This window comes from Paenibacillus sp. FSL F4-0236 (assembly GCF_038000135.1).
GTDB lineage: Bacteria > Bacillota > Bacilli > Paenibacillales > Paenibacillaceae > Paenibacillus_AQ.
Genome location: NZ_JBBOBK010000001.1, coordinates 3,711,585 through 3,730,248, shown reverse-complemented (window position 1 = coordinate 3,730,248; position 18,664 = coordinate 3,711,585). Strand labels below are relative to the sequence as shown.

23 protein-coding genes are annotated in these 18,664 nt (G+C 45.1%); 16 read left to right on the top strand and 7 right to left on the bottom strand.

What is annotated here, in order from left to right; translation table 11 throughout:
* Positions 1-73: 73 nt before the first annotated feature.
* Positions 74-469, top strand: coding sequence for a NusG domain II-containing protein (locus NSQ29_RS17050; protein ID WP_339270211.1), 396 nt, complete (start codon positions 74-76; stop codon positions 467-469).
* Here NSQ29_RS17050 and NSQ29_RS17045 read toward each other — a convergent pair.
* The 3 genes from NSQ29_RS17045 to NSQ29_RS17035 are packed head-to-tail and all read right to left on the bottom strand — an operon-like array spanning position 462 to position 3,400.
* Positions 462-1,337: a TIGR03943 family putative permease subunit gene (locus tag NSQ29_RS17045; RefSeq protein ID WP_339270213.1), complete on the bottom strand. Its 876-nt coding sequence runs from the start codon at positions 1,335-1,337 to the stop codon at positions 462-464. The genes NSQ29_RS17050 and NSQ29_RS17045 overlap by 8 nt on opposite strands.
* Before the next feature lie 48 nt (positions 1,338-1,385).
* Positions 1,386-2,375 (bottom strand): permease, encoded by a 990-nt coding sequence (locus NSQ29_RS17040; RefSeq protein ID WP_339270215.1) that lies wholly within the window; start codon positions 2,373-2,375, stop codon positions 1,386-1,388.
* Positions 2,372-3,400 (bottom strand): CobW family GTP-binding protein, encoded by a 1,029-nt coding sequence (locus NSQ29_RS17035; RefSeq protein WP_341125646.1) that lies wholly within the window; start codon positions 3,398-3,400, stop codon positions 2,372-2,374. The genes NSQ29_RS17040 and NSQ29_RS17035 overlap by 4 nt, the downstream gene beginning before the upstream one ends.
* 199 nt (positions 3,401-3,599) lie before the next feature.
* Between NSQ29_RS17035 and rpmG the strand changes: the two genes are divergently transcribed.
* From rpmG to NSQ29_RS17010, 5 genes are all read left to right on the top strand, one after another.
* The gene (rpmG, locus tag NSQ29_RS17030; protein WP_060624410.1) at positions 3,600-3,749 is read left to right on the top strand and encodes a 50S ribosomal protein L33; all 150 of its coding nucleotides are present in this window, start codon (positions 3,600-3,602) and stop codon (positions 3,747-3,749) included.
* Positions 3,750-3,799: 50 nt separating this feature from the next.
* The gene (locus NSQ29_RS17025) at positions 3,800-5,011 is read left to right on the top strand and encodes a GTP-binding protein (protein ID WP_341125645.1); all 1,212 of its coding nucleotides are present in this window, start codon (positions 3,800-3,802) and stop codon (positions 5,009-5,011) included.
* Positions 5,012-5,131: 120 nt separating this feature from the next.
* Positions 5,132-5,557 carry a DUF6157 family protein gene (locus NSQ29_RS17020; RefSeq protein ID WP_081382746.1) on the top strand — a complete coding sequence of 142 codons (426 nt, stop codon included), beginning with the start codon at positions 5,132-5,134 and terminating at the stop codon, positions 5,555-5,557.
* 15 nt (positions 5,558-5,572) lie between these two features.
* Positions 5,573-6,322: a GNAT family N-acetyltransferase gene (locus NSQ29_RS17015; protein WP_339270222.1), complete on the top strand. Its 750-nt coding sequence runs from the start codon at positions 5,573-5,575 to the stop codon at positions 6,320-6,322.
* Positions 6,323-6,343: 21 nt separating this feature from the next.
* Positions 6,344-6,988 (top strand): class I SAM-dependent methyltransferase, encoded by a 645-nt coding sequence (locus NSQ29_RS17010; protein WP_340968674.1) that lies wholly within the window; start codon positions 6,344-6,346, stop codon positions 6,986-6,988.
* Here NSQ29_RS17010 and NSQ29_RS17005 read toward each other — a convergent pair.
* Complete coding sequence (locus tag NSQ29_RS17005; protein WP_042186783.1) at positions 6,970-7,773, bottom strand: MBL fold metallo-hydrolase; 804 nt, start codon at positions 7,771-7,773, stop codon at positions 6,970-6,972. The two genes, NSQ29_RS17010 and NSQ29_RS17005, sit on opposite strands and share 19 nt — an antisense overlap.
* A 146-nt stretch (positions 7,774-7,919) precedes the next feature.
* The gene (locus NSQ29_RS17000) at positions 7,920-8,504 is read right to left on the bottom strand and encodes a helix-turn-helix domain-containing protein (RefSeq protein WP_076283191.1); all 585 of its coding nucleotides are present in this window, start codon (positions 8,502-8,504) and stop codon (positions 7,920-7,922) included.
* 164 nt (positions 8,505-8,668) lie between these two features.
* Between NSQ29_RS17000 and NSQ29_RS16995 the strand changes: the two genes are divergently transcribed.
* The 9 genes from NSQ29_RS16995 (at position 8,669) to NSQ29_RS16955 (ending at position 14,434) form a co-directional block, all read left to right on the top strand.
* Positions 8,669-8,956: a Dabb family protein gene (locus NSQ29_RS16995; protein WP_042126253.1), complete on the top strand. Its 288-nt coding sequence runs from the start codon at positions 8,669-8,671 to the stop codon at positions 8,954-8,956.
* A 210-nt stretch (positions 8,957-9,166) separates the two neighbouring features.
* On the top strand, positions 9,167-9,607 hold the full coding sequence (locus tag NSQ29_RS16990; protein ID WP_042186787.1) for a DUF86 domain-containing protein: 441 nt from the start codon (positions 9,167-9,169) through the stop codon (positions 9,605-9,607).
* A gap of 59 nt (positions 9,608-9,666) precedes the next feature.
* Positions 9,667-10,332, top strand: a complete 666-nt coding sequence (locus tag NSQ29_RS16985; protein ID WP_042186789.1) for a helix-turn-helix transcriptional regulator — start codon at positions 9,667-9,669, stop codon at positions 10,330-10,332.
* A 100-nt stretch (positions 10,333-10,432) separates the two neighbouring features.
* Entirely contained in the window at positions 10,433-10,885 is a 453-nt protein-coding gene (locus NSQ29_RS16980) for a YtxH domain-containing protein (protein WP_341125644.1), read from the top strand.
* Positions 10,886-11,139: 254 nt separating this feature from the next.
* Complete coding sequence (gene racE, locus NSQ29_RS16975; protein ID WP_076283405.1) at positions 11,140-11,946, top strand: glutamate racemase; 807 nt, start codon at positions 11,140-11,142, stop codon at positions 11,944-11,946.
* A gap of 207 nt (positions 11,947-12,153) precedes the next feature.
* Positions 12,154-13,362: a M14 family metallopeptidase gene (locus tag NSQ29_RS16970; protein ID WP_076283189.1), complete on the top strand. Its 1,209-nt coding sequence runs from the start codon at positions 12,154-12,156 to the stop codon at positions 13,360-13,362.
* Positions 13,363-13,472: 110 nt separating this feature from the next.
* Complete coding sequence (locus tag NSQ29_RS16965; RefSeq protein WP_076283188.1) at positions 13,473-13,724, top strand: hypothetical protein; 252 nt, start codon at positions 13,473-13,475, stop codon at positions 13,722-13,724.
* A gap of 126 nt (positions 13,725-13,850) precedes the next feature.
* On the top strand, positions 13,851-14,153 hold the full coding sequence (locus NSQ29_RS16960; protein ID WP_042126263.1) for a HesB/IscA family protein: 303 nt from the start codon (positions 13,851-13,853) through the stop codon (positions 14,151-14,153).
* A 41-nt stretch (positions 14,154-14,194) separates the two neighbouring features.
* Positions 14,195-14,434 carry a DUF1450 domain-containing protein gene (locus NSQ29_RS16955; RefSeq protein ID WP_042126265.1) on the top strand — a complete coding sequence of 80 codons (240 nt, stop codon included), beginning with the start codon at positions 14,195-14,197 and terminating at the stop codon, positions 14,432-14,434.
* An 86-nt stretch (positions 14,435-14,520) separates the two neighbouring features.
* Here NSQ29_RS16955 and NSQ29_RS16950 read toward each other — a convergent pair whose 3' ends face one another.
* Together NSQ29_RS16950 and NSQ29_RS16945 are read right to left on the bottom strand one after the other, a co-directional pair.
* Entirely contained in the window at positions 14,521-16,491 is a 1,971-nt protein-coding gene (locus NSQ29_RS16950; RefSeq protein WP_341126781.1) for an LTA synthase family protein, read from the bottom strand.
* 203 nt (positions 16,492-16,694) lie between these two features.
* The gene (locus NSQ29_RS16945) at positions 16,695-17,834 is read right to left on the bottom strand and encodes a THUMP domain-containing class I SAM-dependent RNA methyltransferase (protein WP_042186795.1); all 1,140 of its coding nucleotides are present in this window, start codon (positions 17,832-17,834) and stop codon (positions 16,695-16,697) included.
* 198 nt (positions 17,835-18,032) lie between these two features.
* Between NSQ29_RS16945 and NSQ29_RS16940 the strand changes: the two genes are divergently transcribed.
* Positions 18,033-18,662: an O-methyltransferase gene (locus NSQ29_RS16940; RefSeq protein ID WP_076283186.1), complete on the top strand. Its 630-nt coding sequence runs from the start codon at positions 18,033-18,035 to the stop codon at positions 18,660-18,662.
* Positions 18,663-18,664 lie beyond the last annotated feature (2 nt).

Genomic DNA, 18,664 nt, shown 5'->3' with positions numbered 1-18,664 from the left:
GTAAGATTAATATATTTGTAATCGTAATTATTACGAATATATTGTCAATGAAAGGATCCATACCTTGTTAAAGATGAAGCGTGGTGATTTTGTAATCATTTTTTTAGCTCTATTCGCAGCAGGTTTGATTTACGGAATCAAGTGGTGGGACACCCATAATGAACAGTATCAACAAGGCGATTTGAAAGCTATAATTACGGTTGATGGTAAGGAATACAAGACCGTTTCTTTGACTAAAGAAGAGCAAATTATAGATATTCAATCGAAGTTTGGTCACAATACCTTAAAGGTATTTGATTACGGGATCCAAATGACATATTCTGACGCTCCTTTGCGAATCGCTTTGGAAATGGGGTTTATTTCTAAGCCAAAGCAGCAAATCATCTGTATACCCGCCCGTATTATGGTTGAAGTATTTAACCCTAACCGATCTGTGAATGATGAGGATGAGCTGGACGCAATTATTTAGTAGGGTTGGCCGTATTCGTCAAAGCTTTCCATGCGGTTATGGAGTCAGCACTCGTGTAAATGTAGGGTGTTGTTGGTTGCGCGATAGGTGTAATTGCTTCTGCGCGTATTTGCATCATTTCTTGGCCTTTGTATTGCACAATTTGAAGCTTGCCCCGAACCTCTATCCAGGTATCAGTGGGCAAGCTTTTTAATTTGCCGGAATCAACCAACATCCCAAACGGAGTAGCATCGGCGGTGCAGCACTGAACCAGAAATCTGCCAATGGCAAAAACATTCTCTGGCGTTTCACTGTCATCGCGGTATAGAAAACCGGAAACGGAAATTTCTTTGCCTTCAAATTGTTGTTTATACATGTCAATAGCGCCTAGTGTTTCAGAAAAAATATCAGAATACACAGGGATAGTAGGCTGCCCATATAAGATCTTAGCTAGCTCGGTTAGCTCCTCATGATAAGGATCAATCGATTCGAATCTAACAGCGTTGGTAGTCTCTGATGGTAAAGAGGAGAACGAAATCCCCTTTTTACTAGCGGCCATACTTCCCAAGGCACGATCAGGAAGAGCAAATCCAAGCAGCAGTGGAAAGAGGAATAATCCATAGAGCGCTGTGCTTTTAAATATGGAATGTGGAAGACGATGCTCGCAGTCACATAGTACGCTTCCCTTACCAAATAAGGCTTGAATGGCCAAGCTGAGCGCCATTAGTGTCAGAGGAATCGGACATAACTGAACCCAGCGTGCTAGCTTAGGCGCTACATAATAATGCAAAGCGTCCTGCTGCACTAAATGCCCAATATAGAGAGCAAAGGCGAGCAGAATGACCGCCCTTAACAAATAGTGAAATCGGATGCTTCGAGAGTCATTCATGCGCTTCCTCCTAACAATGGGGTAAGCATCTGCTTGCCACCTCTATGATTACAGCCATAAGGACATGAGTACGGCTCCGATAAATACGCTCGAAAAGATAAGAAAGAACAAATAAAGAGCGAATTTGGTCTTAAACAGCGAGAGTAACATCAATGAATTTTTGAAATCTAACATCGGCCCAAATACCATAAAAGCGAGCAGTGCTCCTGCTGGAAAAGAATGTACAAAGGTGGAAGCTACAAAGGCATCTGAGGTGGAACAGAGCGAAAGCACAAATGCCAGTCCCATCATGAAAAAATAAGACCCGAGCGGCTTATCTCCGATCGCAGCCAAACTGTCTTGAACCATAAACGTCTGAATGCCAGCGGTCAATAGGCAGCCAATGATTAAGTATTTTCCCATCTCGAAAAACTCATCCGAGGTATGCACGAAGACGGCGGCTAACTTTCCTCCACGAGAATTATTATGATGTGTGTTATCGGTTTCGCGCTGAACGCTAAGGCGTATCGGGGACTTTTTCACCGTTGCATAGATAATCAAGCCTATAATACAGGCGACTACAAAAGCTAGACCCATCCGGGCATAGGCCAGTTCTGAGTGGTTGCGAAATGCCGTCAGTGTTGCTCCATAGACGACTGGATTTAGGATGGGTCCGGATAAAATAAACACGATCGCCACGTAGACAGGCATCCCCTTATGGATTAGTCGGCGGACGAGAGGAATCATTCCACATTCGCATACTGGAAAAATAATTCCGAGCAGGCAAGCGAATAAAATGGCCGGAAGCGCCTGCCGTGGAATCCAGCGGGAGATCATTTCATCTGGGATAAAGACGCGAAGCAGCGAGGATAATAAAGCTCCTGCTAACACAAACGGCAAGGCTTCTAGCAAAATCCCGATAAAGCCGGTTTTGAACGTGTCGATGTACGCGTTGTCTAGTAGCTCCAGGTGATTTGGCACCCATATAAAACCAATGATAATCAGGAATGAGATCGGTAGAAGCAGCGGCAGTAGTTTTAAAGGGGAAAGGGTAGTCAAGGTTCGAATAAGGTGGACCACCGATCTGCCAGCAGTTCCTCATCTAAATTTATCCCGATGAATACCACATAAGGCATTCCGGGGTAACGTGATGCCTCCCAGCTTGTACGCATTCCCGCATATTGGACAAGTTGAACCGGTTCCTGTTCGGACAAAAGGATATGCCCTTTGGCACGGAGCAGGTTGTCACCCCATTCTTGAAAGAAAGCCTCTATCCGCTCTTTGGAAGGCATTACAGTCCCTGCTTGCGGGATGGTTAACGTGATGGCGGTCACTTGGGAAAAAGAAGCATGAGGCTCCTCTTGCCGTTCTTTTACAGCTGTAGCTCCCTGTTCTGAATTCATTTGCTTAAGTGTTGCGCCTTTAAAGGTTTGAGGTGCTCGTTGTGGCGCAGAAGCGATGATTTTACGTGGGATGATTCCTGATAATATCGGAGAAAGGTTGATCTCGCTGTAATGGGTATATACGATTTCAGCCTCTGAATTTTGCTTTCGGACTCCCTTTTCAATTCGCCATAAGGTTTCGGGTTCCACAAGATCGCTCTTATTAACGACAATGAGATCGGCGGTGGACAACTGCTTGCGAAGTGTTCGAACCAGTTGTTTGTCAGAGGAGAGTCTGCTGTTATATTCCAAGGCGTTTTCTGCATCCAATAAGGTAATCGTAAAATGCAATTCGACCTTTTCCTGTAGAGCGGTTTCTTGAAGTGTTTTGGCGATTTCTTCTGGGTTCGCGACGCCAGTAAGCTCGATATAAATAGCATCGGGGCGCGCTCTCAGCAGTACAAGCAGGCTATCTGCCAGATCCTCTTTACGGCTACAGCATACGCATCCATCCAGCAGCTTAGTAACGGTTGTACCCGTATGCTCTTGCAGAATATACCCGTCTACATCTCTCTTACCCAACTCATTCATGACTACGCCAGGATTCAGACCTCTTACCTTGCTCTCCTTCAGCAGGGACAACAGCAGAGTTGTCTTCCCGCTCCCCAGAAACCCGCTCAAAATAATTACTGGTATCTTCATGATCTCCACTCCTGCCTGATTCTCTTGGAATTACAAGAATCATATTTTTATATTTCCATCTATACGTGATTTGTCCGCAAGAAAGACCACAAAATTAAGAGAGTTGGAATTTTTACAAGATCATAGTTGACAGATTGTGAATAAAACGTGTACGATATGTTAATCGTAATTATTACGATTTAAAAAAGGAGATGAAACGATGAGAGTGATCATTACTTTGGCATGTACGGAGACTGGGGATCGCAACTATACCACTACCAAGAATAAACGAAATCATCCGGGTCGTATGGAAATGAAGAAATATTGTCCACGTCTTAAAAAAGTTACATTACATCGCGAAACCCGGTAAGAACCGTAGTATTAAAATTTTGAGCTTTAACAAATTTAGGAGTGTGGTTTATGAAAAAGATTCCCGTTACCGTACTAAGTGGATACTTAGGATCCGGAAAAACAACGCTGTTGAATCATGTTTTGCACAATCGTGACGGGCTCAAAGTAGCCGTTATTGTAAATGACATGAGTGAAGTGAATGTGGACGCCAACCTGGTGAAGTCAGGTAATGTGCTTTCTAGAACGGAAGAGAAATTAGTGGAAATGTCTAACGGTTGTATCTGCTGTACACTCCGCGACGATTTGATTGTCGAAGTACAAAAGCTGGCTGATGAAGGCCGTTTTGATTATATCCTCATTGAATCATCTGGCATTAGCGAGCCTGTTCCGGTGGCACAGACTTTTACTTATGCGAACCCAGAACTGGATATTGATTTGACTTCACTCGCTCAATTGGACACGATGGTGACCGTTGTGGATGCTGGCCGATTCTGGCATGACTTCTCTTCTGGTGATAGTCTGATCGATCGTAATCAAACGGCTGGCGAAGACGATTATCGCGACATTGTGGATTTGCTCATTGATCAGATCGAAACTTGTGATGTGTTATTACTTAATAAGTGTGATCTGCTAGAAGAAGAAGAGCTTAACAAGCTTGAAGCTGTGCTTCGCAAACTTCAGCCGACAGCCAAGCTGATCCGTACGGTTAACGGAGTGGTAGATCCGAAGGAGATTCTTAGTACTGGATTGTTTGATTTTGAAAAAACAAGCTTGTCCTCCGGTTGGATTACGGAACTTAATAAGGAGACACATACGCCTGAGACGGAGGAATACGGAATATCTTCTTTTGTCTATCGCAGGAGAACACCCTTTCATCCGGAAAGGTTAAGCATTTTCTTTAGTCATTGGCCGGAGGAAGTTGTCAGAGCGAAAGGGATTGTATGGGTTGCCGCAGAGGGTGATCTTGCAGCAAGTATCAGCCAGGCTGGACCCTCGATTCAGTTCGGACCTGCCGGCTACTGGCTAGCTACAATGCCTGAGGATCAGCAGCAGGAGGTATTGGAAAGCGAACCTGAAATGAAAGCCAAGTGGGACGAGCGGTGGGGCGATCGAATGAATGAAATCGTGTTTATCGGTGTTAGTATGGACTCAGCACAAATCGAAGCGAGATTGGATCGATGTTTGTTGACGAAAGATGAGTTGAAGCAGGATTGGACAACGTTTAATAATCCACTTCCGTGGCCTGTTGAAGAACTCCTTGCGGCAGTGGCTGAGGAATAGAAATTCAGATGGAAATCCGGAATCCAGGAGGTTGAGGTTCCGGATTTTTGCTGTGCAATTATAGTGACTATGAATTATCATAGAAGGAATATATTTCAATTAAAAATAGAGGTGATGCCCATGAGTTATACAAACACTTTCATACGTGTAGCAGAGGATTGTCCTGAGGAAACGGGAATCCCGCCGATGTCTTGCCGTACACTCCCGCCTGCGCATGTGATTCAATATGAGCTGCTTATTAATGAGCCTTACAAATACAATCATGAAGAGCTTCTGTTTGAGGTTCATGTACGCCATAAACAAATTCCGCTAGAAGATCGTGTGACCCGTAGGGAAGAAATATGGAAGGAGCTATTCTCTAGAAACCATCCATGCCTGCGAGCCTCTCTTCTTCCGAAGCGATTCGGCTGGGGTGTACACTACAACCATGAGGGGAAAATAGCCATTTATGGTAAGGAGTCTCCCGAATATGACTATTATATTTCGTATGCTGATGAAGCAGTGAAGCTGCTGCCAGCGATGCGTAATAAGCGGGAACATGGCTAATAAGGAGGAGATAACTTGTATAAAGCAATTGAAGAAATCACACTTAATACTTGGCCAGCGGAGCAGAGTGTTCTCCTGAATGGCTGGGTTCTGCGCACAGCAGCTGGATATACGAAAAGAGCTAATTCGGTCAATCCGTTATACGGAGAAGGAAGCTCTCTTGCGGATCTTACAAACCAAATTAAGCTTGCTGAGCAGTACTATAAGGATGCTGGACTAAAGCCAGTATTTAAAATAACGCCGTATATCCAGCCTGCGAACCTGGATGAGGCGCTAGCAGAGCGTGGTTACACAGTTGTCGAGCCATCATCTGTAAGGATACTAGACCTGGAGGGATTAGCTGCTCCTGAACTTCGATTTCACGTACAGATTCAGGAGAACTTGACGGAAGAGTGGCTTAATGCCTTCACTGAGCTTGCTGAGCTGTCTGTTGTGAATCAGAGCACCTTAACTAGAATGTTATCCGCTTCTCTTTTTCAGCAGGGTTATATTCTTTTGTTTAATGACGGTGTTCCTACCGCTTGTGGTCTGGGCATTATTCAGAACGGATACATAGGTCTCTTTGATATTATCACTGCTACCGATCAGCGTAGACAAGGTATGGCGGAACAATTGCTCCTTGCATTGCTACACTGGGGAAAGACGCAGGGAGCAACAACCGCTTTTTTGCAGGTTGTACAAGCGAATGCTGGTGCTTCGGCTTTGTATGACAAGCTCGGATTTAAGGAGATATATCAATATTGGTATAGAGTGGTGGGCAATTAAAGCGAAGTGAGGCGATGATGAATGTCCGATTACTGGAACCGGCGGTTCGCTCAGGAAGGAATGGTCTGGGGAACTGATCCAAGCCTTACGGCTTTGGAGGCAAAGGAGCTCTTTCGTAAGCATAATGTGAAGTCTGTACTGGTGCCAGGAGCAGGTTATGGACGGAATACGAAGGTATTCTCCAGTGAATTTGAGACTACTGGTATTGAATTAAGCGGAGCCGCACTTACGATTGCGGCCGAGTGGGACTCCGCATGCTTTTTTATTTCCGGTTCCGTGTTAGACTGCAGTCTCGAGACAAAGGTTGATGCTATCTACTGCTATGACTTGTTACATCTATTTCTTATTGAGGATCGTCGTAGGTTGCTAACAAATTGTCTGGAACAGCTCCATCCCGGAGGTCTGCTTTATTTTACTTCTTTTTCAGATGAGGATCCGAATTACGGCTGTGGAGCATGTTTGGAACCTGCGACCTATGAATATAAAGCAGGAAAGTATGCTCATTTTTTTAGTGAAGCTGATTTAAAACAGCATTTTGAGCACACGGAAATTATAAAGACTGGTACCCATATGGAGATACTTAGAGATCCTCAGGGATCTGCCCATCAATACGTCCTAAGGTCTATATTAGCAAGGAAATCAAACGATCACACGAACTTCCCTTGACCCGGTAACGCCATTTCTTTGAAATTCTTGCATAAATGAGCAAGCTGAGTAGATAATTTTTCACCCTCCATAGGCACCCCATGTCCAGAGAGAACGATATGAGGATCTAGCAACGCAAGTGTGCGGACCGACTTTTCCGCGTCTTCCCAGTCCGTCGTGAAATAAGAGGGTGGGCCGTGCACCACCTGATGCTGGGTAGCTACTGCGAATACGGACTCTTGTTTGACTGTAAGAAAGGTGTCACCAGCAATCAGTACCTTATCTTCTGGTCTGAATAGTGAAATATGTCCAGGACTATGTCCAGGTGTATGGATCCATTTCCAGCCCTTTGCTCCGGGGACGGTTCTGTCTTCGGGTAATGGATGTATGGCTGATCCAAGGTCGATGCCATGATGTGAAAATAATGAGGACACCATACTCATCAGCCCGCCGCCTACGGCCGGATCGGCTGGAGGATAATCCGCTTTACCTGTTAGATAAGGAAGCTCTAGTGGATGAGCATACACGGGTACATTCCATTCCTCAATAAGCTTTTTCACACCCCCGATATGGTCGAAATGCCCATGAGTCAGGATAATTGCCACCGGAGGCTTCTCATACTTCTCCTTAGCATAATCTATAATTCTGTTTGTGTAAGAGCTAAGTCCCGTATCTACAATGATCCAGTCCGAATTGGGCTGGCCGATGAATGCGCAATTTACGAACATGGTTCGTAGTCCGATGACACCGGGGGCCACGTCCCAAGTATCGGTGTAGCCTTCAGATAGTATTCCGTCAAGTCTCATCTTACGCCTCCTGTTCCGTTCTTTAGTACTGAACAATGTACCTAAACAGTAGTATGACCCTTTTTTAAGAAAAAAATATGGCAAAAACCCTTCTCCTAATTAAGGAAGAAGGGCTGGCCTTGAACTTATTAAGCGATAGGATCACATTAGAGCGTTCCGCAGTCTGCAAATAGAATATGTCGTGGAATTCGGAAGAAGGTTTCGGCTTTTTCCTGCAGAGCAGGGGTAGGCAGATGGCTGCTGTGCAACCATTTTCGAAACGTCCCGGGATGAACACCTATCCAAATACTTACATCGGTTACGGAAAAATCGTAAACCATACAGAGGCCGGTTAGAATCACATTGCTGCGAGGGGAACTGGTAATACTTCTTTTCATAAATCGTGAAGGAGTTGGTTGACATACAATTGGACTCTGACGAATCAGTGCTTCATTGAACAAAATGTGGGGCGGGTACCCGAGTAGGCGGCAGGTCTTGTCAATGTTATTGTTGGAAGGGATACGACCTTCGTATACCCAGGCGCTTACGCTGCGAGAGGATATACCAAGATCTTCTGCGAGTCGTGAAAGTTTGATATCCTTAGCCATCAATACAGCAAGTAACACACGGTTTCTAATCTGGCTGCGCTTTGGACGGCGGAATCTTTTTACACGAACGCCTTGTCCAAGATATTTGCGGTTGATCAGAGACCACGCCTGGATATTATGAGTTTCTTGTTGGTTACTAGGCATAATTCCTCCGATTTTTTAAAAATATACTACAACACTTTCATATACATCGGCAATGGTTAATGCTGCTATTTCTGACATCACTTTTTAAGTTTCTTCCAGAACGCGTACGCTTATGATATATTTTTAATATCTAATTACAATATTACAACAGGGAGCGAGATAGAATGATCAAGCATATTGTGTTTTTTAAATTGAAGGACCGGTCCGAAGAAAGCGTTGCGGCAACGGTAGCCGTACTGCGAAATATGGAAGGTAAAATCCCGCAGCTCCTTTCGATTGAAGTGGGTGCTGATATCATTCATTCTGATCGATCCTTTGATATTGCTCTAGTTACAGTGGTAGCTTCACTGGATGATTTACAGGCTTATCAGGTTCATCCGGCGCATAAGGAAGTTATAGCTCATATTAATGAAGTTAAAGAACTTTCAATTGCTGTGGATTACGTAATTTAAGCGATCTACTGATTAACAAGCATCATCATTTTATACCGGAAGCGGTGACAGGAATGCGTGAGCTCGAGTATCCGATGGAAGCGTTAACTTATTTGGTCGTTTTTCTTGCGGCATGTTTCATTATGTTCTTTTGGCTGAAACGCCGCGGCAAACGCGGTAAGTAGGGATAATGCAGATTTCTCTAACTATTTTTGACATGGGGGTATTGCTGTGTATTATGTCAACCGCAAACAAATCGAAACCATTCTTGCTCAAATCCCAGATATAACTACAGGTCTTCGGACTGTAACAGCTTCATGGGATGGCAATACTTTAACCGGACTAATACAAGAACGCTGCCTTCATCTTGCGATAGAGGTGGTTACGGACGTTGGTAGTTGTCTGATTGACGGTTTTATTATGCGTGATGCCGGAAGTTATGAGGATATCATTTCAATCATACATGAAGAAAAAGTGCTAGGTAAAAGTGAGATCTACGAGCGATTGATAGAGCTTGTCGCACTTCGTAAGCCGCTCGTGCAGGATTATTTTGCCTGGGAAAGAGAAGCACTACACCCGCTCACACCAATCCTTTCAGAGGTGCTAGAGAAGTTTGCTGTTGAAGTAGGGAATTATTTGGATCAGGAACTTGGGTCCGGTGTAACGCTATAATAGCATAAGATAGAATCATATAAAATAGGCGGTAGCCGTGAAAGAGAGGGGGTTCCTTTATGATGAAGATGGGGCAGGAAAATGGATCGACAAGACACTTGATTATGACGCTCCTGAAGACGAAAGGACCACTGACCATCGGCGCGCTGGCAGAAGAATTGGGAATTACAGAGATGGGTGTCCGTCGTCATGTGCTTCAGCTGGAGCAGGAGGGACTTGCTAAGACAAAAGTGGTTCGGCAAGCGATGGGGCGGCCTTTACATATGTATTCTTTAACGGAGAAGTCCGAAGAGTATTTTCCAAAAAGCTATCACAATCTGGCTTTGGAGCTTTTGCGTGAATTGGATTATGGCAGTGGATTGGAAGCTGTTAATACATTGTTTGAGGGACGCCGTCGCCGGATGCTCACCCAGTATGCACCGATGATGGAACGCCGGAATTTGGAAGAGCGAGTAGCTGAGTTATCGTCGATCCAAAACGCTGGTGGATATATGGCGGAGTGGAACCGAGAAGAGGATGGTTCGTATGTCATAAAAGAATACAACTGCCCGATTCGCCAGGTGGCTACTCAGTATCGTAAAGCTTGTCAATGCGAGCATAGCCTATTTGAGGAATTGCTGGATGCTAAGGTTACACGAAGTGAATGTATGGCAGAAGGCGGACAATGCTGCCGATACGCAATTGCACCCAAAAATGTAACAGACAAAACTTCTGAAAAGTCGTAATAATTAGTCACAAGACAAACTCCTGCTGCTTATGATATAGCAGATATAGGCATTAGCCCGGTAGAGCGGGGAGCAATGAATTTAAAGGAGAGATGAAACGATGGAAAAGGACACAAAAGGTTTGTTATGGGGAGCTTTAGTCGGAAGTGTGGTTGGATCAGTGACAGCACTTCTGTTCGCGCCTAAGCCAGGTAAAGAGCTGCGCAAGGATATTGCGGAAGGAACAGCTGCTGGCATTGAAAAGGTACAGGGAATTGCCGTTCAGGCTGGAGACAAGAGCGTTGAGCTGTATGACAAAGCAAAGGATTCTATAGGTCATGTAGTCCATGAGGTTCGCGAATGGAGCAAGTCATGTTCGAATGCTGTAGAAGAAGATACTGCTACTGTAGCAGTAAGTGGAATTGCTACGGAAGAAACGATTCAAGAGGCAGCGGCAACTTTGGAAGAGGTAACGGAGTTAGAGGTATCGCCTGTAAATGAAGAAGTAAGCAGTGAAGAAGCTAGTCTTGAAGAAGCACAGCTAGATGACAAGGACAATAACGAAATCGCATAATGAAACAGTGGATGGAGTGTTTGGTTTTACGGTCAAAAAGTACTTATTCTCTTTTAATAGAGCCGCTTTTTCGCATTGGGCGGAAGGTGGCTTTTTTATTTCATTCTTATAGACCTGTTAAATGATGGCAAAAGTCTTGGCTTGAACTAAGAGTCCAAAAGGAGTAATATCTGCAATTGGGGCTGAAAGTCAGGTACATTTTGTTTTCGGCTTACATAAGCTACACAAAACAAGTAGAAGGAAGCGGTGTGTTCGTGCAGCAAGCTATTGCAATATTAGACTCAGGTGTGGGAGGGCTAACAGTTGTCAAAGAAGTGATGAGGCAGCTCCCGCGGGAGAAAATCATTTATTTCGGAGATACGGCCCGAGCTCCGTACGGACCCCGTTCGACCGAGGAAGTAACACTGTTTACAGAACAAATTGTAGATTATTTGATCCAGTTTAATCCTAAAATGATTGTTATCGCTTGTAATACCGCAACAGCAGCGGCACTCGATTATATCTCAGCCAAGGTCTCTATCCCTGTCATTGGGGTGATTCATCCCGGAGCTCGTGCTGCAATTAGCGCGACCAAAAGCGGACATGTCGGCGTGATCGGTACAATAGGAACCATCGGCAGCGGGGCTTATACTAACGCACTAAAGCAGCTGTCTCCTTTTGTTGAGGTTGTAAGTCAAGCCTGCCCAGCACTTGTCCCACTCGTTGAGCAAGGCATGTTCCGCTCTGAGATAAGTTATGAAATTGTAGAGCAGGCATTGGAAGGCATTAAAGATAATAACATCGATACTTTAATTTTAGGATGCACTCATTATCCATTTCTTGTTGAGCCTATTGGAGAGACCATGGGACCGGGAGTCAAACTGATCAGTTCCGCAGATGAGACAGCTCGTGAGATCAGCACGATTCTATATGATAAAGGCAAGCTGTCCATCGGGGATGAAAGTCCAATTCATCAGTTCTTCTGCAGTGGTGATGCTGAAATGTTTCAGCGAATTGCCCGAGACTGGCTTGGAGAACAAATTAAACGTACCCCAGTAGTATGGCAAGTATCCACGTTATAAGCAGAGCAATGTTGAATTGAATAGGGACAAACTCTACGGAGTGTAAGATAAAATAGGCTGGGAAGCATAATTCCCAGCCTATTTTCTTGTGATTCATTTCTCCTTCATGCAGGGTAGTGGCTCTTGCATACAATAGAATTAAGTGCTATTTGCTGCTATTTTTGTATCCACCGTATCAGCAATTTAAGGCCGAGAGGATGAGACCTAATGCGACAATATATTGCAAGCAGGGGAGATACCGTAAGCCGAATTGCCGCCCTGCATGGATTAACCCCTGAGCATGTCATTCAAGGCAATCCATGGGTTGGGAGACAGTCTTATTTATATCCGGGTCAGGTTTTATTCCTGCCGTCTTCGCCGCGTAAAAGGTATGCGGTGCAGGAAGGGGACGATCTTGAACGCATAACCTCATTATTCAATGTGAGTTTAGATGATTTGGAGAAGCTTAATCCAGGTGTGTCCTCAGGGCGCTTCTGTACACCGGGAAAAGTCCTCGTCATTCCGCCTCCGATTCCAGAGCGAGTGGTATTCTTACGTGGAGAGTACGGTCCGGTTGATGTTGAGAACGACATCAGCAGCCTGATTGCACAATATCCTTTTATACAAGCACATCCAATTGGCAACAGTGTGCTCGGCAAGCCAATTCCTGTGCTTAAAATAGGCAATGGAACCCGCCATTTGCATGTTAATGCGGCTCTACATGCTAATGAATGGCTGACCTCGCCTTGCCTGATGTCGTTCATAGAAGAGTATGCAGCAGCTTATGCTAAAGGTTTGGCATGGAATGGTCATCGTCCAGAGGAATGGTACAATAATTGGACCCTATGGGCTGTACCCATGGCTAACCCTGACGGCGTGGAGTTAGTGCAGGAGGGCGTTTTACCAGGCCACCCTTATTATGAGGACCTTATGAAATGGAACGGGGGACGGCGGAGTTTTCGCCATTGGAAGGCCAATATACGCGGTGTGGATCTCGGGGATCAGTTCCCTGCTCATTGGGAAGAGGAACGGGAACGCCGTGGTGTAATCCTGCCCTCTCCGCGTGATTACAGTGGTCCTGAGGCGCTAAGTGAACCTGAGGCAGCCGCTCTAGCGGTACTTGCTGAGAACGCGCCCGGAGAAGCTGCAGTGTCTTTGCATAGCCAAGGGGGAGAGATCTACTGGAATTACCGGGGATATGAACCTCCCGAAAGCCGCGAATTAGCAACACGGTTGGCCGCTGCGAGCAGCTATCGTGCAGTCGAATTAACTGGCAGCGATGCCGGGTATAAGGATTGGTTCATCCAGACCTTTCGTAAACCAGGATTTACAGTAGAGCTGGGGATTGGTAAAAATCCGTTGCCATTGGCAGATTTTGAGGATATGGCGCTAGAAACGGGTCTAATTTTGGGAACGATACTATCCAATGTGAAATAATTATGAAACAATTACAGTAAACTTGCGTAACATAAACCATAGGGTATGGCCGCTGTCGTCACTACACGTTATCCGCGGCTGTATCCTTTTTACTTGGGAGGAGGGTCACTATGAAACTGAAAAAACTGCTGTCACTGAAACAATGGTCTACTATCTTCAGTAGTTCCTGGCGATATGTGATCTCCCCTAAAGTCGCAATAGGGGACAAGCTTTTATTCACAATCCCAGTACTGCTCTATTGGGTGTTGCCGGATTTTATGCCTTTTTTACCGATCGATGATATTGGTGTGACGATGCTTCTTATGGGCTGGTTCGTGTCACGGATGGGACGGAAATACCCGGCACTTCAGGCCGGAAAATGAGGCAGTGAAGTGAGGATCTACCTCGGATTGTGTATCTAATTTGTTAATATAGTTGCTTTTAGATATCATTTACCTTTAAAATAGGTAATTGAGTATTTAATTTAAGTACTAGGAGATGGATGATAGATGAAGGTCAAAATTACCCGCAATGCGGCTAAAGTGATAAAGAAACAAATGGAACTTGAAGGAAACAGCGAGTTGAAGCTTCGCGTAGCGATTACGCATGCTCACGGTGATCATGCTCACTACGGACTGGATTTGGACACGCCTAATGAGAATGATGTTGTAGTCTCGACAGATAAAGAAATCGATGTTATTCTTGATCCGAATCAACCGCTCCTTGATGGTGTGGTCGTTGATTATTTATATCTTCCTGAAGAAGGTTTTGTTATTACTAATCCGTCTAAAGGTAATCACGGCGATCACTAAACGTTTCGCCTTAAATTTGGGACATAAAGAAGGGTTGCTCCATGGCTAACGATATACAAGTGTGCGATGAATGTAATTTTATGAAATTGAAGAGTATCATACCCAAACTGCAAAAGATGGCGCCTGATGCAGAGATCAAGGTCGGCTGTAAGTCGTACTGTGGTCCATGTGGCAAACGGGCCTTTGTATATGTTAATGGTCGTTATGTGAGTGCTCCAACAGAGGAAGAAGTGTTGAAGAAGGTAGAAGCTTTTATCAAGCAACCGGCCGTTCAGAAATAATGCAGAGGTCTTATCCATCAACTTAAAAAGCCCTAAACCCGTGTTGATGACGGAGTTTAGGGCTTTTTGTTTTATAAATGAAATTTTTATGGTGCAGATTCTTCCTTTCGAAGCATCTTGATGCCATCGTATTTCATGATATCGTCTGAGATTTGCAGTCGTTGCTTACTTGTCTCGAATCCGGTACTGCACCCCGCAACGTCAATGGCTTCGCGGCTGTCGAGGCTATAACAGGTGCCGCTGTTGAATTGTCCATTTTCACTTGGAAGATAGGAGCGCTTCGCATCAGCAAAGGCACCGGTTCGCAGTGTCACAAGTCGCTCTTTGCCACTGAACAGATTATTACCCATGAGATAATAAGGATCTTGTGAGATCCCAAGCAGATGGAGTAAGGAAGGTGTGAGATCCAATTGACCAGCCGGATTAGAATCAATCACCGAGGTGTTATTACCCGGCAAATGAATGAGTAATGGAACTTGATGCATGATTTGATGCATGTCGAGCTTACTTAAGCTTTTACCAAGAAATTGTTCGTAATAAGAGGTTTCTTGGATCGAGTTATCATGATCACCATAAAAGGCAAGGATCGTGTTATCCCACAACCCACGCTGCTTCATATCACTCACCAATTCACCTAGAGCTTCATCTGTATAATGAACAGCCTGCAAATAATCTCCGAAGATGGTACCTTTAAACTCCCCGGTATCAAGCCCTTGCTTAGCCGCAGGGAGAGAATATGGGTGATGACTAGATAGTGTAGTCAAAAAAGAGTAAAAGGGCTTCTGGATCGATTCTACAGAATCCATAATATTTAGGGACTGCCGCAGGAATGATTTATCTCCCAATGACCAGCCTAGGGGCTCGTCGATCTTAAAGTCTTTTTTGCTATAAAAATGGTCATACCCCATCGCCTTATACATAATCTGCCGATTCCAGAAGCTTCCTTCATACGCATGGAAGGCATTGGTGCTATAGCCCTTGGACTTTAAAATGGCAGGTAACGTGTCAAATTGATGATCCGGGTAACGGACAAATACTGAGCCGGAGACCAGCGGATACAGTGAACCATTCGAGGCGAAATCCGCATCGGAGGTTCGTCCTTGTGAGGTCTGATGATAGTAATTACTGAAGTAGGTATTCTCTTTGATTAGAGCGTTCAAATTAGGTGTGACCTCTTGTCCATTGATCGATCGTCCCACTACAAAATTCATAAAAGCTTCGGCCTGAATAACAACGATGTTGCTTCCGCTGTATTTTCCAAAGCTGTCGTTAAGAGCACTTTGCTCAGCATTGTGTTCATTGAACCAGAGCTTCATAGAGCTGGCTTCCTTTTGTGAAAGCTCAGGCTGCGGGCCTAAATGATCTTTGGCATACAAGTAAATATCATAACCGTGAAATCCAATTAGTCCAGTAACGTTATACATCGCCAAGCTCCACCAGTTACCAGTGAATAAACCCTTGGCCCACGTAGTGGCGTAAGAGTGGATAGGGCCAAAGGTCAGAATACAGCCTAATACCAATGCAACGACCCCGTTAACGCTCCGTCTTAGTCCTCTCATTAAGCGTGAAGAGGGACGAAAATGACTTGTGCGAGCATAATAGGAAGGCTGTCCATTATTATAGGCAGGCGTGTTCCGACGGAATAACACTACCCAAATGGTGTAAACCAGAAATATCAGCCAATCCGCGAACAAGTAGAGATCAGAGGGACGGAGTAGTGCAAAGATACTTCCGCCAAGTGCATCCATCTGTCCGGCTTGAAAAAGAACGGGAACGGTGATGAAATCCTGAAAGTAGCGATAGTAGACAATATCAGAATAAATAAGTAATGTCAGGAGCACGTTTATGATTATCAGGGCTATCGTTTGTCCACGTCGGGGGAGCCATAACACCCAAAAGGATAACAGCATAACTGAACCGAGAGCAATGAGCTTGTCGAGACGGTTCATATCAATATTAGGAGCATGCAGGCCGCTGTGAAGAAACATTAGCTTAGCGAGCATAAGGACAAGAAAAAGGATATAACCAATATAACGGGAGCGGACAATAGTGATCATTCTATCCGTTATGGATGAGCTGCTCCTACTAAGTGGATCTCGTGACACGTTAAAGCCTCCTAGCACAGAAGTTGAGTATGTAAGAAGAAACGGACACCGTCCTCAATCGAGGTAGATGTCCGTTCTTATACTTCTCGCATAAACGCTTACCGTCCTTTTAAGGACGCCGAAGGCGTTTATGCTTGGCGTAATTGTCTTCCGAATTATTTCGGATTTCTAGGTGGAAGTGGACCCAAGTATTGATAATATTGACACTCAATACGTCCGTTATACAACTTGCGACGTTTGTCCGCTTTACGTCCGTAATATTGTTCGAATTCCTTATAAGGACTAATTGCAAAGAATGACCAAGTCGGTAGATACAGCATCATTTCACCAAACTGGCGAGTCAGCTTCTCCACCTCTTTATCATTACTGATCCGTTCACCATATGGCGGGTTGGTAATGATACAGCCGTATTCGCCTTGGGGTCTTGCTTTGGCGGCAGCCATCACGGTGAAGGTTATTTCTCCGGACAGGCCGGCGCTTTTAGCAGCGGCTTCAGCAATTTCTATAGCAGCAGGATCGATATCCGTGCCGGTTAGCTGCAATGGATAATCGTCTCGTACGGCATCGAAAGCTTCTTCGCGAGCTTCTTCCCACAGATGCTTAGGAATGACTGGCCAATGTTCTGAAGGGAAGGAACGGCGTAGTCCCGGTGCGATATTCCAAGCGATCATCGCGGCTTCGATCAACAATGTTCCCGAACCACAACATGGATCATATAGCGGACGGTGGCCATTCCAGCGGCTAAGCTGTATTAAAGCGGCTGCCATCGTTTCCTTCAGTGGCGCTTCTGTAGCCTGTCTGCGGTATCCGCGTTTGTGAAGAGCAGGTCCGGTGGTGTCTAGCGTAATAAGCGCGATATCGTTTAACAGAATCACTTCGATCACATATCGAGGTCCGTTCTCTGGGAACCAGTCCGTATGATAGGAGAGCTTCAGCTTCTCGACGATAGCTTTTTTGACAATCCCTTGGGAAGCGGGTACACTCGTTAGTTGTGATTTATGGGATCGTCCTTCAACCGGAAATTCTCCATTCTCGGGAATCCAGTCTTCCCAAGGCAGCGCTTTAACACCCTCAAATAACTCATCGAAGGTTTTGGCGGGGAATTGACCCATTTTTACTAATACGCGGTCGGATGTACGCAGCCATAAATTACAGCGACAGATGTCGATATAATCACCACTGAACAATACACGACCGTTCTCGACCGTGGTCTCATAACCCAGTTCGTTTAATTCGCGCGCTACTACAGCTTCTAATCCCATAGGGGCAGTAGCGATTAATTGTAATTTGCTCAAATACTCTCAACTCCGTTTAACTTGTAGATAAATACAAAAAGCCAGTACAATAAGAAAAGCCAATACCATAAGAAAAGCATCCATACAAGTATAGGGGAATGCGGGACACTTCACAATGCCCGGCATTCCATAAACCATAAAATCTTCCCCGTCATCCCTTCATTCGAGAAAACGGGGGATCATCAAAGGAGAATCTTTATGCTTACCCAAGAAGAATACAGTGAACAACTTTATACCGAGGACGAAATCCTGCTTCAGGTAAAAGAAGCTATCGTCCAAGCGGGTATGCCGGAGGTGTCTGTCGAGCCGGGGTACGGAAGACTACTCACTATGCTTGTTAGACTGTCTCGCTCCACGCGTATTTTGGAGATTGGCGCACTTGGCGGCTACAGCGGGATTTGCTTATCTCGCGGCTTTACTGAAGGTGGCACGCTGACTTCACTAGAGCTGAGGGCCGATTATGCCGAGCTTGCTCGCCGTAATTTAGAACTGGCCGGATTCGGTGATTCTACGGAATATAGAATCGGTCCTGCAATGGACAGCCTGAAGGCACTTGAAGCAGAGGGCGCTAAGTTCGATTTCTTCTTTATCGACGCAGACAAGATTAACTATACCAATTACTTGGAATATGCCATCAAGATGGCTAATCCAGGAGCGATTATTGCTGGTGATAATATCTTCCTCCGCGGACGGACGCTAAATACAGATCGAAATGGACCTGCCATTCTGGCTGTACGGCATTTCAATGAAATGATCGCCACCGATGACCGTCTGATCAGCACTTGTCTGCCAGCCTATGATGGACTGGCGTTGGCAATGGTGAAATAGCA

Coding starts and splice junctions, on each gene's coding strand:
- NSQ29_RS17050 (WP_339270211.1), top strand. CDS start 74: ATGAAGCGTGGTGATTTTGTAATCATTTTTTTAGCTCTATTCGCAGCA.
- NSQ29_RS17045 (WP_339270213.1), bottom strand. CDS start 1,337: ATGAATGACTCTCGAAGCATCCGATTTCACTATTTGTTAAGGGCGGTC.
- NSQ29_RS17035 (WP_341125646.1), bottom strand. CDS start 3,400: ATGAAGATACCAGTAATTATTTTGAGCGGGTTTCTGGGGAGCGGGAAG.
- rpmG (WP_060624410.1), top strand. CDS start 3,600: ATGAGAGTGATCATTACTTTGGCATGTACGGAGACTGGGGATCGCAAC.
- NSQ29_RS17025 (WP_341125645.1), top strand. CDS start 3,800: ATGAAAAAGATTCCCGTTACCGTACTAAGTGGATACTTAGGATCCGGA.
- NSQ29_RS17020 (WP_081382746.1), top strand. CDS start 5,132: ATGAGTTATACAAACACTTTCATACGTGTAGCAGAGGATTGTCCTGAG.
- NSQ29_RS17010 (WP_340968674.1), top strand. CDS start 6,344: ATGTCCGATTACTGGAACCGGCGGTTCGCTCAGGAAGGAATGGTCTGG.
- NSQ29_RS17005 (WP_042186783.1), bottom strand. CDS start 7,773: ATGAGACTTGACGGAATACTATCTGAAGGCTACACCGATACTTGGGAC.
- NSQ29_RS17000 (WP_076283191.1), bottom strand. CDS start 8,504: ATGCCTAGTAACCAACAAGAAACTCATAATATCCAGGCGTGGTCTCTG.
- NSQ29_RS16995 (WP_042126253.1), top strand. CDS start 8,669: ATGATCAAGCATATTGTGTTTTTTAAATTGAAGGACCGGTCCGAAGAA.
- NSQ29_RS16985 (WP_042186789.1), top strand. CDS start 9,667: ATGATGAAGATGGGGCAGGAAAATGGATCGACAAGACACTTGATTATG.
- NSQ29_RS16980 (WP_341125644.1), top strand. CDS start 10,433: ATGGAAAAGGACACAAAAGGTTTGTTATGGGGAGCTTTAGTCGGAAGT.
- NSQ29_RS16970 (WP_076283189.1), top strand. CDS start 12,154: ATGCGACAATATATTGCAAGCAGGGGAGATACCGTAAGCCGAATTGCC.
- NSQ29_RS16965 (WP_076283188.1), top strand. CDS start 13,473: ATGAAACTGAAAAAACTGCTGTCACTGAAACAATGGTCTACTATCTTC.
- NSQ29_RS16960 (WP_042126263.1), top strand. CDS start 13,851: ATGAAGGTCAAAATTACCCGCAATGCGGCTAAAGTGATAAAGAAACAA.
- NSQ29_RS16955 (WP_042126265.1), top strand. CDS start 14,195: ATGGCTAACGATATACAAGTGTGCGATGAATGTAATTTTATGAAATTG.
- NSQ29_RS16950 (WP_341126781.1), bottom strand. CDS start 16,491: ATGATCACTATTGTCCGCTCCCGTTATATTGGTTATATCCTTTTTCTT.
- NSQ29_RS16940 (WP_076283186.1), top strand. CDS start 18,033: ATGCTTACCCAAGAAGAATACAGTGAACAACTTTATACCGAGGACGAA.